Annotated in this window: 10 protein-coding genes; 7 read left to right on the forward strand and 3 right to left on the reverse strand. The window is 46.0% G+C overall.

The window, feature by feature from the left end; all coding sequences use genetic code 11:
* Window positions 1-82 precede the first annotated feature (82 nt).
* A complete protein-coding gene (locus ACWB0I_RS14655; RefSeq protein WP_479388817.1) occupies window positions 83-499 on the reverse strand; it encodes a hypothetical protein in 417 nt (138 codons plus the stop codon).
* A gap of 513 nt (window positions 500-1,012) precedes the next feature.
* Here ACWB0I_RS14655 and glmM point away from each other — a divergent pair.
* The 6 genes from glmM to ACWB0I_RS14685 all read left to right on the forward strand — a co-directional run bounded on the left by glmM (window position 1,013) and on the right by ACWB0I_RS14685 (window position 9,094).
* Window positions 1,013-2,362 (forward strand): phosphoglucosamine mutase, encoded by a 1,350-nt coding sequence (gene glmM / locus ACWB0I_RS14660; protein WP_479388818.1) that lies wholly within the window; start codon window positions 1,013-1,015, stop codon window positions 2,360-2,362.
* 152 nt (window positions 2,363-2,514) lie between these two features.
* A complete protein-coding gene (gene deoC, locus ACWB0I_RS14665; RefSeq protein ID WP_479388826.1) occupies window positions 2,515-3,213 on the forward strand; it encodes a deoxyribose-phosphate aldolase in 699 nt (232 codons plus the stop codon).
* Between the two features lie 552 nt (window positions 3,214-3,765).
* Window positions 3,766-4,641, forward strand: a complete 876-nt coding sequence (prmC, locus tag ACWB0I_RS14670; protein WP_479388819.1) for a peptide chain release factor N(5)-glutamine methyltransferase — start codon at window positions 3,766-3,768, stop codon at window positions 4,639-4,641.
* The gene (rnr, locus tag ACWB0I_RS14675; protein WP_479388820.1) at window positions 4,634-6,859 is read left to right on the forward strand and encodes a ribonuclease R; all 2,226 of its coding nucleotides are present in this window, start codon (window positions 4,634-4,636) and stop codon (window positions 6,857-6,859) included. The genes prmC and rnr overlap by 8 nt, the downstream gene beginning before the upstream one ends.
* A gap of 143 nt (window positions 6,860-7,002) precedes the next feature.
* Window positions 7,003-8,196, forward strand: a complete 1,194-nt coding sequence (locus ACWB0I_RS14680) for an aminopeptidase (protein WP_479388821.1) — start codon at window positions 7,003-7,005, stop codon at window positions 8,194-8,196.
* Between the two features lie 700 nt (window positions 8,197-8,896).
* Window positions 8,897-9,094 carry a hypothetical protein gene (locus ACWB0I_RS14685; protein WP_479388822.1) on the forward strand — a complete coding sequence of 66 codons (198 nt, stop codon included), beginning with the start codon at window positions 8,897-8,899 and terminating at the stop codon, window positions 9,092-9,094.
* 87 nt (window positions 9,095-9,181) lie between these two features.
* Here the strand turns inward: ACWB0I_RS14685 and ACWB0I_RS14690 are convergent, their stop codons facing one another.
* A complete protein-coding gene (locus ACWB0I_RS14690) occupies window positions 9,182-9,373 on the reverse strand; it encodes a hypothetical protein (protein ID WP_479388823.1) in 192 nt (63 codons plus the stop codon).
* A 133-nt stretch (window positions 9,374-9,506) separates the two neighbouring features.
* On the opposite strand from ACWB0I_RS14690, the gene ACWB0I_RS14695 reads away from it, so the two are divergent.
* Window positions 9,507-9,980 (forward strand): GNAT family N-acetyltransferase, encoded by a 474-nt coding sequence (locus ACWB0I_RS14695; RefSeq protein ID WP_479388824.1) that lies wholly within the window; start codon window positions 9,507-9,509, stop codon window positions 9,978-9,980.
* Window positions 9,981-10,025: 45 nt separating this feature from the next.
* Here ACWB0I_RS14695 and ACWB0I_RS14700 read toward each other — a convergent pair whose 3' ends face one another.
* Complete coding sequence (locus ACWB0I_RS14700) at window positions 10,026-11,831, reverse strand: peptidylprolyl isomerase (RefSeq protein WP_479388825.1); 1,806 nt, start codon at window positions 11,829-11,831, stop codon at window positions 10,026-10,028.
* Window positions 11,832-11,926 lie beyond the last annotated feature (95 nt).

Consider the following 11,926-nt stretch of genomic DNA (forward strand, 5'->3'; position numbering starts at 1 on the left):
GCTGCGGTCATTAACAGTAAAGAAGCGATCCATAAAAATTTAGCGTTGATTTGCATTGGTTACCGATTTTTTTGTTTTTAAATTAAACAAAACAGGTCAATAAGACAAACCCGATTGTCCATCCAAAAGACTGAAAAATTCTGAAAAGTTGACCTGCTTCAATTGGAATACTTCCCTCATAGGATCTATCCCGCCACAGCGGGATGCAAAAATTTGTGTGCAGTGTGAGGAAGTAAAAAGGTTGAGTTGTTGAATTGTTTAATTGTTTAATGGCCCGTCCTTCGGCCGGATAAACCTGTCCGGCTGCGCCTGCCAGACGGGCTTGTCCGGCTGCACCTGCCAGACGGGCCTGTCCCTGAGGATCGGGATTTTCGCTGCGCTCCAACAGGCTGCGCCTTGCCAGACTGGCCCGTCCCCGAAAACGGGATTTCCGCTTGGCTCCAACTTCGGCCGGACAAGCCCGTTCCCGAAAATCGGGATCTGGAATGGCACTCGGCACGAAGCCTCACTGATTGTCATTTCGACCAATGTCCCGACTACGTCGGGACAGAGTGGAGAAATCTTTCTAAGGTGTAAGGGCGAAGCATTTTTCTTAAGATGGTTCCAATTAGCGCAACCTCTTTGTGTGCAAGTTAAAATTGCTCTTGAGCAAAAATTTGCAAAAATGCTTCGCCCTTACAAACGTCTCGAGATGAAGTTCGAGTTACGTCTGAAGCGGGATTCAGAATGACATGCCGGCACAATCCCTCACCGCCTGGGCACCACTTATCCTTTCACAAATTAATTCGTAATTTTGAATTAAAATTGTTCTTTTGCGCCTTTTGCGTTTTTTAAAGGTTGCGCACTGTTGCCTTAGTCCGAATCTCCATGCATTTACAGAGTCTGGTAAATAATTTAACTTCAGAAGCAAAGTCCAGGACAAAAATCTGTTGCCAAAGCGTGAGTTTTCCTTGTTTTTAATTGGTCACAAATTTAAATTGTCTTACTGAACAAACAGTCACAGGAGGTAATCTTGTCCAGATTGATGGTTTCTATTTCCGGATTAAGGGGAGAAATTGGCCTGACTTTAACTCCGGAGGTCATTGTACGTTACACTCAGGCCTTTGCCAGGTTTGTTGACGGGGGGACGGTCGTTTTAGGCAGAGACTCGCGGGTCAGCGGGCCGTTTATTGCCGATCTGGTTCGCGGTGTACTCGTTGCCAGCGGTTGCAAAGTCATCGATATTGGCATTGTGCCCACGCCAACCGTTCAGCTGGAAGTGGAGCAGCATCGGGCCAGCGGCGGAATTGCCATCACGGCCAGCCATAATCCTGTGCAATGGAACGGACTCAAATTCATGGGCGCTGACGGACGCTTTTTACCGCCGGAACATGCCAACCAGGTTTACCAGATGGCCGATCGCAATGCGCATGCTCTGCAAACCTGGGAGCATTTAGGTCAGGTCGAGTTCGACGATCAGGCGATTCAGCGACACATCGACAAGGTTTTGAGTGTTTCGTATTTGGATGTGGAAGGTTTGCGCAAACGACGCTTTAAAGTGGTGGCCGATACTGTAAATGGGGCCGGCGGACGCATCATTCCCCAGCTTTTAGAAACCCTGGGTTGTGAAGTCATTGCCATCAATCAGGAACCCAATGGACGTTTTGCCCATACTCCGGAACCCCTACCGGAAAATTTAACGCAACTTGGTAAGGCGGTTGTAGAACACAAGGCCGACGTGGGTTTTGCCGTCGATCCGGATGTCGATCGTTGCGCAATTGTGGATAATGAAGGCCGTCCCATTGGGGAAGAATACACCCTGGCCATTGCCGTCAAGTTGGTACTGAGTAAAAAATTAGGACGGGTGGTGGTCAATATGTCCACATCGCGGGCCTCCGAAGACATTGCCTGCTATTACAACTGTTTGTTTGAACGCACAAAGGTTGGGGAGATCAATGTTGCCGAAAAGATGAAAGAGTTGGAGGCCATCATTGGCGGCGAAGGCAATGGCGGCGTCATCTTGCCGGAAGTACATTTAGGGCGCGACGCACCAGTGGCCGTGGCCCTGACTTTACAGGCCCTGCTGGAACACGGCGGCACCATGCAATCATTAAAAGCGTCGTTGCCTCAATACGAGATGGTTAAAAAGAAGGTCTCCATTGAAGGTTTAAATCCTGACCAGATATTGGAGCGTCTGAAAGAGAAATACAAAGATCAGGATATTAACACTTTAGATGGTTTGAAGATCGATTTTGAGCATAGCTGGGTTCATTTGCGCAAATCCAACACCGAACCGATTATGCGCATCATTGCCGAAGCGCCAACCCACCAGCAGGCGGAAGAGCTGGCCCGGCGTTTTATGCAGGAGATATCGGAACAATAAAAAGAGGAAACAACATGTCCAGCATCACCCCGGAAGTCATTGAACGCATTATTTCGCAGGTCATTGCTGAAGCCAATTTGCCCGCAATGGGAAATGTTCGGCCCTTTACCTACGACGCGGCCGATGAATTGATCTCTTTTGGCGCCAATCGAATTGGCGCAGAAGGCCCTACCTGTCCGCCAAAGCGGGAATTGGCGCGCTGGATTGACCACACGTTGTTAAAACCGGATGCCACACGCCAGCAGATTGAAAAGATCTGCGACGAAGCTATTGAATTCGGTTTTGCCTCGGTTTGTGTCAATCCAACCTGGGTGCCTCTGGCCTACAAAAAATTACGGGGACATACTCCCCGGGTCTGTACCGTGGTTGGTTTTCCTTTAGGAGCTACCTTTCCCGAAGTCAAGGCTCTGGAAACAGAAATTGCCGTTCAGCAGGGTGCGGATGAGATCGACATGGTCATCAATATTGGCGCACTCAAATCGGGTGATTACGAATTGGTGGAACACGACATTCGTTCTGTGGTGCGGGCAGCTAATCGGAGGATTGTTAAGGTGATTATCGAAACCTGTTTGCTCACAGACGAAGAGAAAGTTAAGGCCTGTACGCTGGCCAAAGTGGCCGGGGCGAATTATGTGAAAACGTCGACCGGATTCAGCAAGGGCGGAGCTACGGTAAAAGACGTGGCTTTAATGCGTAAAGTGGTTGGCAGCCAGATGGGCGTTAAAGCCAGCGGTGGAGTAAGAAGTTACGAAGAAGCCTGTCAGATGGTAGAAGCCGGAGCCACGCGCATCGGAGCCAGCGCCAGTGTGGCTATTGTGGCCAACGGATCGGCTGAAAAATCTGATTATTAAGAAACTGCTCCGGAGCGATCTTTTAATATTTTCCTGACTAATTGTTTGTTCTTTTGAATGTCCTCCAAAAACATATAAATAATTATTCGTAGCTTCTTGAAATTAAATAACTATTTTGTTGATTACAATGCTATGAAGCGCTAAATCAGTTATTCTTTTGAAAATTGGTGGTAAAATTTTAGGATACTTCCCTCAAATGATCTAGTCCCGCCACAGCGGGATGCGAAAATTTTTGTGCTATGTGAGGAAGTAAATCTGTTGAATTGTTGATTTGTTGAATGGTTGAATGAGCATCGAGCTGACATAGCGAATTCCCATTGATCGTGAATGGGGCCATGAAAGAAAATCTTCAACACAGGTGGTAAGCCTTCCCCCTCTCCCAGATTTTTATTCTGGGAGAGGGGGATTGAGGGGGTGAGGGCAAATAATTTCTTTGCGCCCTTTGCGGTTTTTTAAAGGTTGCGGCTCTTCTTCCTTAGAATCATCAAAATTTCTTTGCATTTTTTGTATTTTGTTGGGAACTTTAATGTTTATTAAAAATGGAATTACTGAATGAAAAAGCAGTGGAAAGTCATCGACCTTCTGCAGACGGTGAGTGAATTTCTAAAAGAAAAAGGCATCGAAAATCCACGCCTGAATGCCGAATTGCTGTTGGGCAAAGTACTGAACATGAAGCGTGTTGATCTGTACCTGGCCTTCGAACGCCCACTTTCCGAGAGCGAGCTCGGCGCCTACCGGGAGCTGGTGCGCAGGCGGGCGCAACATGAGCCTTTGCAATACATTTTGGGTGAAACCGAATTCATGGGCCTAAAGTTTGTCGTTAAACCGGGCGTTCTCATTCCCAGACCAGAAACGGAGCTATTGGTAGAAGAGGTCTTAAAGTTAAAGGCGGAGTTCAACAGGCCGCCAACCATCATTGATGTAGGCACAGGCAGCGGCTGTATTGCGATCAGCCTGAGCCATTACTGGCCGGAGGCACAGCTCTTTGCCACCGACATTTCGGAAACGGCTCTTGCAGTGTGTCAGCAAAATCTGGAACTAAATCAATTAAACGGACGTGTAACCATTCAATATCATGACGTTTTAAAGGCCTGGCCGTCGGAACTACCGGAGCAATTTGATATCCTGGTTTCCAATCCGCCCTATATTTCCAGTGAGGAAATAAAAACACTACCAAAAGAAGTTCAAAACTATGAACCATTTCAGGCTTTAACGGACCAGGCCGATGGATTACATTTTTACCGCCGTTATTTTCAATTAATTAAAAGCAAAGAAATTAACACGCAGTACATGTTTCTGGAGATGAGTGGAACGCAAACAGAGGCCATTGTGCAGCAAGCGCAACAGGCTGCTATTGGTGAAATTGAAATTATTGAAGATTTAAATAAAATTAAAAGGATTTTGAGGATAAAAGTAAACAATGACTAAGAAAAAAACGAACAAATTTAAGAACAAAATTGTGCAGTTGTTAAAAAAATCTCCGGGCACGGTTTTAAGTCGCAAGGACATCAGCCACGCCCTTAACGTGCACAAACAGGATTACAACCTCTTTCAGGCGGCTTTGCAGTCCCTGGTCAAGGAAGGGAAGATCGTTCATGTTAAGAAGCATCAATATGCTTTAAAACGCGTGATGCAGCGCTATGTGGGGGAATTACGCACCACCCGCGCCGGCTTTGGTTTTGTCAACGTTGAGGACGAAGATTTTGAAGTCTTTGTTGCCCAGCCCAATTTAAATCGTGCTTTTGACCGGGATATTGTGGAGGTGCAATTGTACGCTGCCAGCCGTGGCAAACGGTTGGAAGGCTTTGTCCGGCGTGTGGTTAAGCGGTTCAGGGAATTTATTGTTGGGACTTACCACAAAAATCCTTACTACAGTTACGTGGTACCGGATGATCCCAAGATTTACAGAGATGTCATCATTCCCCCGGACCAGGCTTTAAACGCCGAAGATGGCCAGAAAGTGATCGTCAAATTTGAGGGCTGGGAGCGCGATGAACACAATCCGGTTGGTAGCATTGTAGAGATTTTAGGGGATAAGGACACGCCCGGCGTGGACATCGTTTCCATTGCCTATTCCTACAATTTGCCCATCCGTTTTCCGCAACAGGTAGAAAACGATGCGCAACGGGCTCCTGCAAAAATCCGGCCTGAAGACTTGCAAGGCCGTCTGGATTTGCGACACGAAACCTGTTTTACCATCGATCCGGAAGACGCCAAAGACTTTGACGATGCTGTTTCTTTAAAAATCTTGAAAAACGGTAACTTTGAACTGGGCGTGCACATTGCCGATGTAAGCTACTATGTACGGCCGGACACGGCGCTGGACAAAGAAGCCTTTCGGCGGGGGACCAGCGTGTATCTGGTCGATCGTGTGGTACCCATGTTGCCTGAGCGGTTGTCCAATCAACTGTGCAGTTTACGTCCCAATGAAGACCGCCTGACCTTTTCCTGCATTATGGAAATCAATCCTCAGGGCGAGGTGGTTCGCTACCAGATTACCCCCTCGGTGATCAACAGCAAACGGCGCTTCACCTATGAGGAGGTGCAGGACATCCTGGATGGCAAAACCAACGATCGCTTTGCAGATGTGCTGCGTCAGATGGATCGCTTGCGCGAAATTCTAATGAACCGGCGCTTTGCTGAAGGGGGGATCGATTTTGAGACGCCGGAAGTCAAATTCGTTTTAAATGAAATGGGCAAACCGGAAGAGATCATTCCAAAGAAACGTTTGAACAGTCACCGCCTGGTTGAGGAATTTATGCTAATCGCCAATAAAACGGTGGCTCAGCACATTAAAAAGATCAGTCCCAATAAACAGGCGCCTTTACCATTCATCTACCGCGTGCACGAAAAACCGGATGAAGAGAAGATGAACCGCCTGTTCAATTTTTTGTCGGCCATGCGTGTTCCGTTCAAGCCGGTCAAACGGGTAACTTCGCGCTATTTGCAAAACTTGCTTTCTTCCATCAAAGGGAGCAAGGAAGAGGTGATCATCGAAGAGGTGGCCCTGCGCAGCATGATGAAAGCCGTCTATTCGGAAACCAACATAGGCCATTTTGGGCTTGGTTTTAAAGACTACACGCACTTTACTTCGCCCATCCGACGCTATCCGGACCTGGTGGTCCATCGTTTGTTGCGCCAGTACGAAAAAGATGGGCAAAAGGTAGAAAAGAAGGGGCTGAAAAAGAATTTGCACCAGATCGCTACGCAGGCTACTAAGATGGAACGCCTTGCCATGGAAGCCGAACGGGAATCCATTAAACTCAAACAACTGGAATACATCGAACAATTTATCGGTCAGGAGTTCGAAGGTCTGGTCTCCGGAGTGCAGTCTTTTGGCGTGTTTGTGGAGTTGAAAAATATTTTTGTGGAAGGGATCATCCCTGTAGAAACGCTGAACGATGATTTTTACATCTACGATGAACCGACCTTTTCCCTGATCGGTCGTGACACGGAAACCACCATCCGCCTGGGGGATGAAGTGCTGATCCGCGTTGAAGAGGTGGATTTTGAAAGAAGGCGGGCCCGCTTTAGTCTGTTGGAAAATCTGAGTGATGAACCCGGGCGTAGTGAGCACCGGACCCAACTGTTAAAGGAGAGTAGCCGTCAGCCTAAAAGACGGGGCCGCTCAAAAAGAAAGTCCTGACCATGCGGAAGTAAGCGAGCAGGAGAGCAATCCCGCCTGGCGTTTCCTGAAAAAATAGAAGCGGAAATGGTCAGGTTAGAGGCAGGAATGTGCAATAACCAGAATCAAAAATTTTCTTTGGAAATAAAGGAAAGGAAAGTGCGATGCGAGTAGAAATTCCCCGTGAAAAATTGGAGAAATGGGCTGACTATTTATTGAATTATTCGCTTGATGGCGTCCAAAAAGACGACGTGATCATGATCAAGGGAGAGCCCATCACTTGGCCTTTGATCTACGTTCTGGAAGAGAAAGTCATCAAGGCCGGCGGTATTCCGGATGTGAATCTGGTGCCCCCGAATAATGAACGGGGCAAAGTGTGGAGCGCCATCATGGCCCGTTATGGCTCACTAGAGCAAATTAAACGGGTGCCGCAATGGCACATTGAACGTTACAAGGCCATGACCAAATACATCGAAGTGTTGGGCGCTGAAGATCCTTCCCTTTATGCCAATACACCGGAAGAGACCACGCGGGCTATCATGCAGGAAGACGAACCGATCAAGAATATTCGTCTGGCCAAACCCTGGGTTTTAACGCTTTACCCCACCAAAGGCTTTGCAGATCTGGAAGGCATGAGCCTGGAGCGCTTTACGGAAGTGGTGGTCAATGCTTCCATGGTCAATCCGCGCCTGCTGGATGCCCTGGAAGAGGACATCTACCAGGTCATGCGCAAAAGCAAAACCATGCGCATTATTACCCGCCATCCAGAAGAGCAACGCGATCTGGAATTGACCATGAGCATTGAACAGCGCAATATAGTCAAGTGCACCGGAAAACGCAATTTCCCGGATGGCGAGGTGTTTACCAGCCCGGACGCCAATACAGTGGAAGGTGAAATTTTTGTCGATTTGCCGGTCAGTTATTCCGGCGTAACCATTCAGGGAATTTATTTAAAATTTGAAAAGGGCAGGATTGTAAAGTACACAGCAGAACAGGGCTTTGAAACCCTGCAAAAAATTATTGAGACCGATGAAGGATCGCACCGACTGGGCGAGGTGGCCCTGGGCATGAACAACGGTATTGAAGAGGTTCTGAAACATCCATTGTTCGTGGAAAAAGTAGGCGGAACGTTGCATATTGCCATTGGCGCCAGTTATCCGGAATGTTTTATTGATCAGGAAGATTCGGAGACGGGCAGACAGCAGATGGAAGAATTTTACAAGCGGGGCGTAGCCAACAAATCGGCGCAGCATGTAGATATTGTTACCGATTTTCGGCCGGGCGGCGCCGGCAAAGCCGTTTATCTGGATGATGTAAAACTGGAGATTAAAGATAATATCTGGGTTGTACCGAAATAGTTTGAGGATGGCTGTTTTATTGTGTAGCTCTACCGGAATTAATGGTTGCAGCCATGCGGCCTCATGAGTAAGCGGACGGGCGTTAAATTAAGCCGGGATAGTAGAGGCAATAGGTATGGGTTCCTGTTTTGAATTTACATGCGAAAAGTGCGGCTACCGTGCCGTGGTTTCGGGAGGGAGAGATTGTGGCATGGTCGCGGTTGTGGAGACAATGGTCTGCCTGACTTGCCGGGAGCTTGTTGACGTATTGATTGGGCGCTATGGGAAAGAAGGACTAAGCGGGGATGCAGATTATGACAGGGATATGGGAGTCTGTCCCAGATGTCGCGGCCGGGATTTGTTGCCCTGGGATGATCCGAAATTGTGTCCTAAATGCGGCGCACCAATGATCAGGGGAGAACTCACTGTCCTATGGGATTGAGGCCTCTGGAACAGATTGGGCTATATTACAATAAAGAAGCGGGAGAGGATTAATCCTCGGTCGGCCGTTATTAGCCAGGACGTTTGTCATTTAATGAATAGCTTGTTGAAAAAAGTTTTTTCTTTTTTCACATTATATTATGTCAAAAAGCAGTATTAGAGCACTTCCTTCAAAGGATCGGTCTTTTGAAGGAAGTGCTCAAAGGCAGCAGAGCCGCAACGTAATTCGAGCTTCAGCTCGAGACTTTTATAAGGGCGAAATGACAATCAGTGAGGCTTCATGCCGAGCGTCATTCCAAATCCCGATCGTCGGGGACAGGCCTGTCTGGCAGGTGCAGCCGGACAGGCCCGTCTGGCCAGACGGACAGGTTTATCCGGCCGAAGGACGGGCCATTCAACAATTAAACAATTCAACAACTCAACCTTTTTACTTCCTCACACAGCACACAAATTTTTGCATCCCGCCAGGCGGGATTGAACTTTTGAAGGAAGTATCCTAAGCACTCTTATTCGAAAAAAAGTATTGGATTCATTAAAATGAGAGCATCTTTGTCACTCTATTGACTTAACCCGCCTTGTGGATGACTTTCTTGCCCCGTAAACTCTTCAATTCTTCCCAGGCTCTCTGTTCGGCCATTTGACGTTCTAATCCCGCTTCAAATTCATAAATGGCTGCTCGCTCTTCAAACCAGTCTTTTTGCAGTTCATCCAAATTTTGTTGTGTAAGAATCGATAAATTGTTGTCTGCCTTCTGCATGTGGATTACTCCTAAAGTAGTACAACCGTACACCAATATAAGTAAAAATGTAGCGTTTGTCAAATTTACGGAAATGGTGTTCAGGTGTGTCAGGAAAAAAATTAAAGCATCCGGGGTAAAGGCATTTTTTTCTATGAAAAATACCGATATTTTGTTTAATGTAGAGTGGAATCAACAAAGTGGTGTAATTATGGAAATCAAAAGCGGTAATTTTTTTATAACCGATCAAAAAGATGGCCTGGATTTGCAGGCCATCCATGATTTTCTAAGAACCGCCTATTGGGCCAGGGGTAGGGACCTGGAGACGGGTAAGAAAAGTGTGGAACATTCGTATTGTGTGGCTCTTTTTCATGAAAGGCAACAGATTGGCTTGGCGCGAGTGATTACCGATTATGCGACCTTTGGTTATTTGTGCGATGTTTTTGTGCTGCCTGACTTTCGGGGGCGTGGATTGGGTAAGTGGTTAGTGGAAAGTACATTGCGTTCAGAAAAACTTAATGAGGTGAAAAAAATGATGCTGGCCACCAAAGATGCCCACGGGCTATATGCAAAATTTGGTTTTAAACGTTTAAGCCAATCCGATTACTACATGGAGCGATTAAAATAAAAAGGCTCCCCAAAGGGAGCCGATTGAGGGAGGGAGGAGGAAAATTTAGAGATTAAACATCTTTCTGTTATCAATGATTTCCGCTTTTGCTTTCAGATTTTCGTACCAGTTATTGAAAATCTGGTTCTTTTTTTCATTCAATAAGCGCGTTCTGATCGCCTCTTTTTGCTGATTAAAAGCCGTTGAGTCGAATGGTGTTTTTTCCAATAATTTTAGATAGTAAAAACCACGCGTGGTTTCGACCAGATCGGATATTTCTCCGGGTTCCAGGGTAAAGGCCGTGGCATTAAACTCAACAGAAAAGCCAATGCCCGGCACTGTAGATGCTCTGCTAAAGAGAGGCGTAATATCATGGAGCAATTTTTTTTCAGGATCGCTTTCGGCGATTTTGGCAAAATCTTCGCCTGCGTTGATCCGATCGCTGAACTGTTCAATGTGTGCTCGGGCCAGGTCTTTGGCCTTTTGTGTACGAATACGGTTGACAATAATAGGTTTAACCGTTTCTAATGGCCGATATCCTTTTGGTTCAATTTTGGTTACGGTAACCACGACATATCCATCATCCACATTGTAGATATTGGAAACTTCATTGAGTTCCGCTGCAAAAACAAAGGCTTTGATGGCCGCATGATTGCCAATACCGGGAATAAAATCGCCCTCTTTAGGAAAGAGCGCCGTTTCTTTTATTTCGTAGCCCATGGTTTTGGCTTGATTAAAAAAGCCGTTGGATTTAGCATCTTCAGCAAAAAGGCGGGCATTGTTTTCCACCTCTTCCACGCGTGAGGGAGCCGGATGTACCTTCATTAAAATATGGCTAGCTTTGACTTTTAGCTGGCCATTTTCTTTCTTTTTGTCTTCTACTTTAATCAAATGAAAGCCAAACCGCGTTTGAATGGGGCCAACCACTTCTCCGACTTTGGCATTAAAGGCAGCTTCTTCAAATGGCTTAACCATATCGCCTTTGCCAAAATAGCCTAAATCGCCTTTGTTCTTTTTTACAGAAGGGTCTTCCGAATATTCCAGCGCCAGGTCATTAAAGTTTTCTCCGGCAGCCAGACGTTTTTTTATGGATTCAAATTCTTGCATGACTGCCTGGGTGTCTTCTTTGGTGGTTTTGATCTCAAATTTAACATAAGCAATAGCCCGGCGTTCTTGCTGGGTAAAATCTTCTTTGTGTTTGTCGTAAAATTCTTTTACCTCTTCGTCCGATACTTTTAAAGAATCTGAGATAAACTGAAAACTGTTTACTCCAAGATATTCCACTTTGGCTTTGATATTGTTTTTTTCGAATTCATCCAGAATTTCTTCATCGCTCACACGTACGGAATTAGTGATGATGTTTTGTAGCTTAACATAAGGAATTTGTTGACGATAAATTTGTTCGATTTGTATCCAGGGGATGTTGGGATTGCCCAGGGCTGCGCGATACTTTTGCATATCAAAAACGCCGTTAGTTTGAAAAGCAGGATGGCGTTTAAAATCTTCCAGAGGATAGTTCAATATCTGGTACACAATTTCAGAGTCACTGACCGCAATACCCAATCGTTTCATCTCCTCACCGAAAAGGGTTTGCTGAACAAAACGTTCCCAGACTCTGTCGCGTAATTTCTGTAGATCATCATCGGTAAAATTTTCTTTACCGGTACGCGCTTTTTCTTCCTGATACATTTGTTGAAAGAGTTCATTAAATTCACTGTAGGTTAATTTTTTGCCATTTACTTCTCCCACCACATCACGACGTCGTGACTGGCTGGTATAATTGGCGCCCCACTCAAAAACCATCAGGGCAATAAATGCTACTGCAACCAGAATGATGAATATTTTACTGAATTCCCGCATTTTGGTCATCATAAAGCCGAGTTCTCCTTTAAACTAAATTATTTAATTAAGCCTATAAATTTAAAGGGAAAAAAGATGAAAAACAAATTTGAAATTTGAAGTATGGG

The organism is Caldithrix sp., from assembly GCF_056497305.1.

Coding starts and splice junctions, on each gene's coding strand:
- prmC (WP_479388819.1), top strand. CDS start 3,766: ATGAAAAAGCAGTGGAAAGTCATCGACCTTCTGCAGACGGTGAGTGAA.
- rnr (WP_479388820.1), top strand. CDS start 4,634: ATGACTAAGAAAAAAACGAACAAATTTAAGAACAAAATTGTGCAGTTG.
- ACWB0I_RS14680 (WP_479388821.1), top strand. CDS start 7,003: ATGCGAGTAGAAATTCCCCGTGAAAAATTGGAGAAATGGGCTGACTAT.
- ACWB0I_RS14685 (WP_479388822.1), top strand. CDS start 8,897: ATGCCGAGCGTCATTCCAAATCCCGATCGTCGGGGACAGGCCTGTCTG.
- ACWB0I_RS14690 (WP_479388823.1), bottom strand. CDS start 9,373: ATGCAGAAGGCAGACAACAATTTATCGATTCTTACACAACAAAATTTG.
- ACWB0I_RS14695 (WP_479388824.1), top strand. CDS start 9,507: ATGAAAAATACCGATATTTTGTTTAATGTAGAGTGGAATCAACAAAGT.
- ACWB0I_RS14700 (WP_479388825.1), bottom strand. CDS start 11,831: ATGATGACCAAAATGCGGGAATTCAGTAAAATATTCATCATTCTGGTT.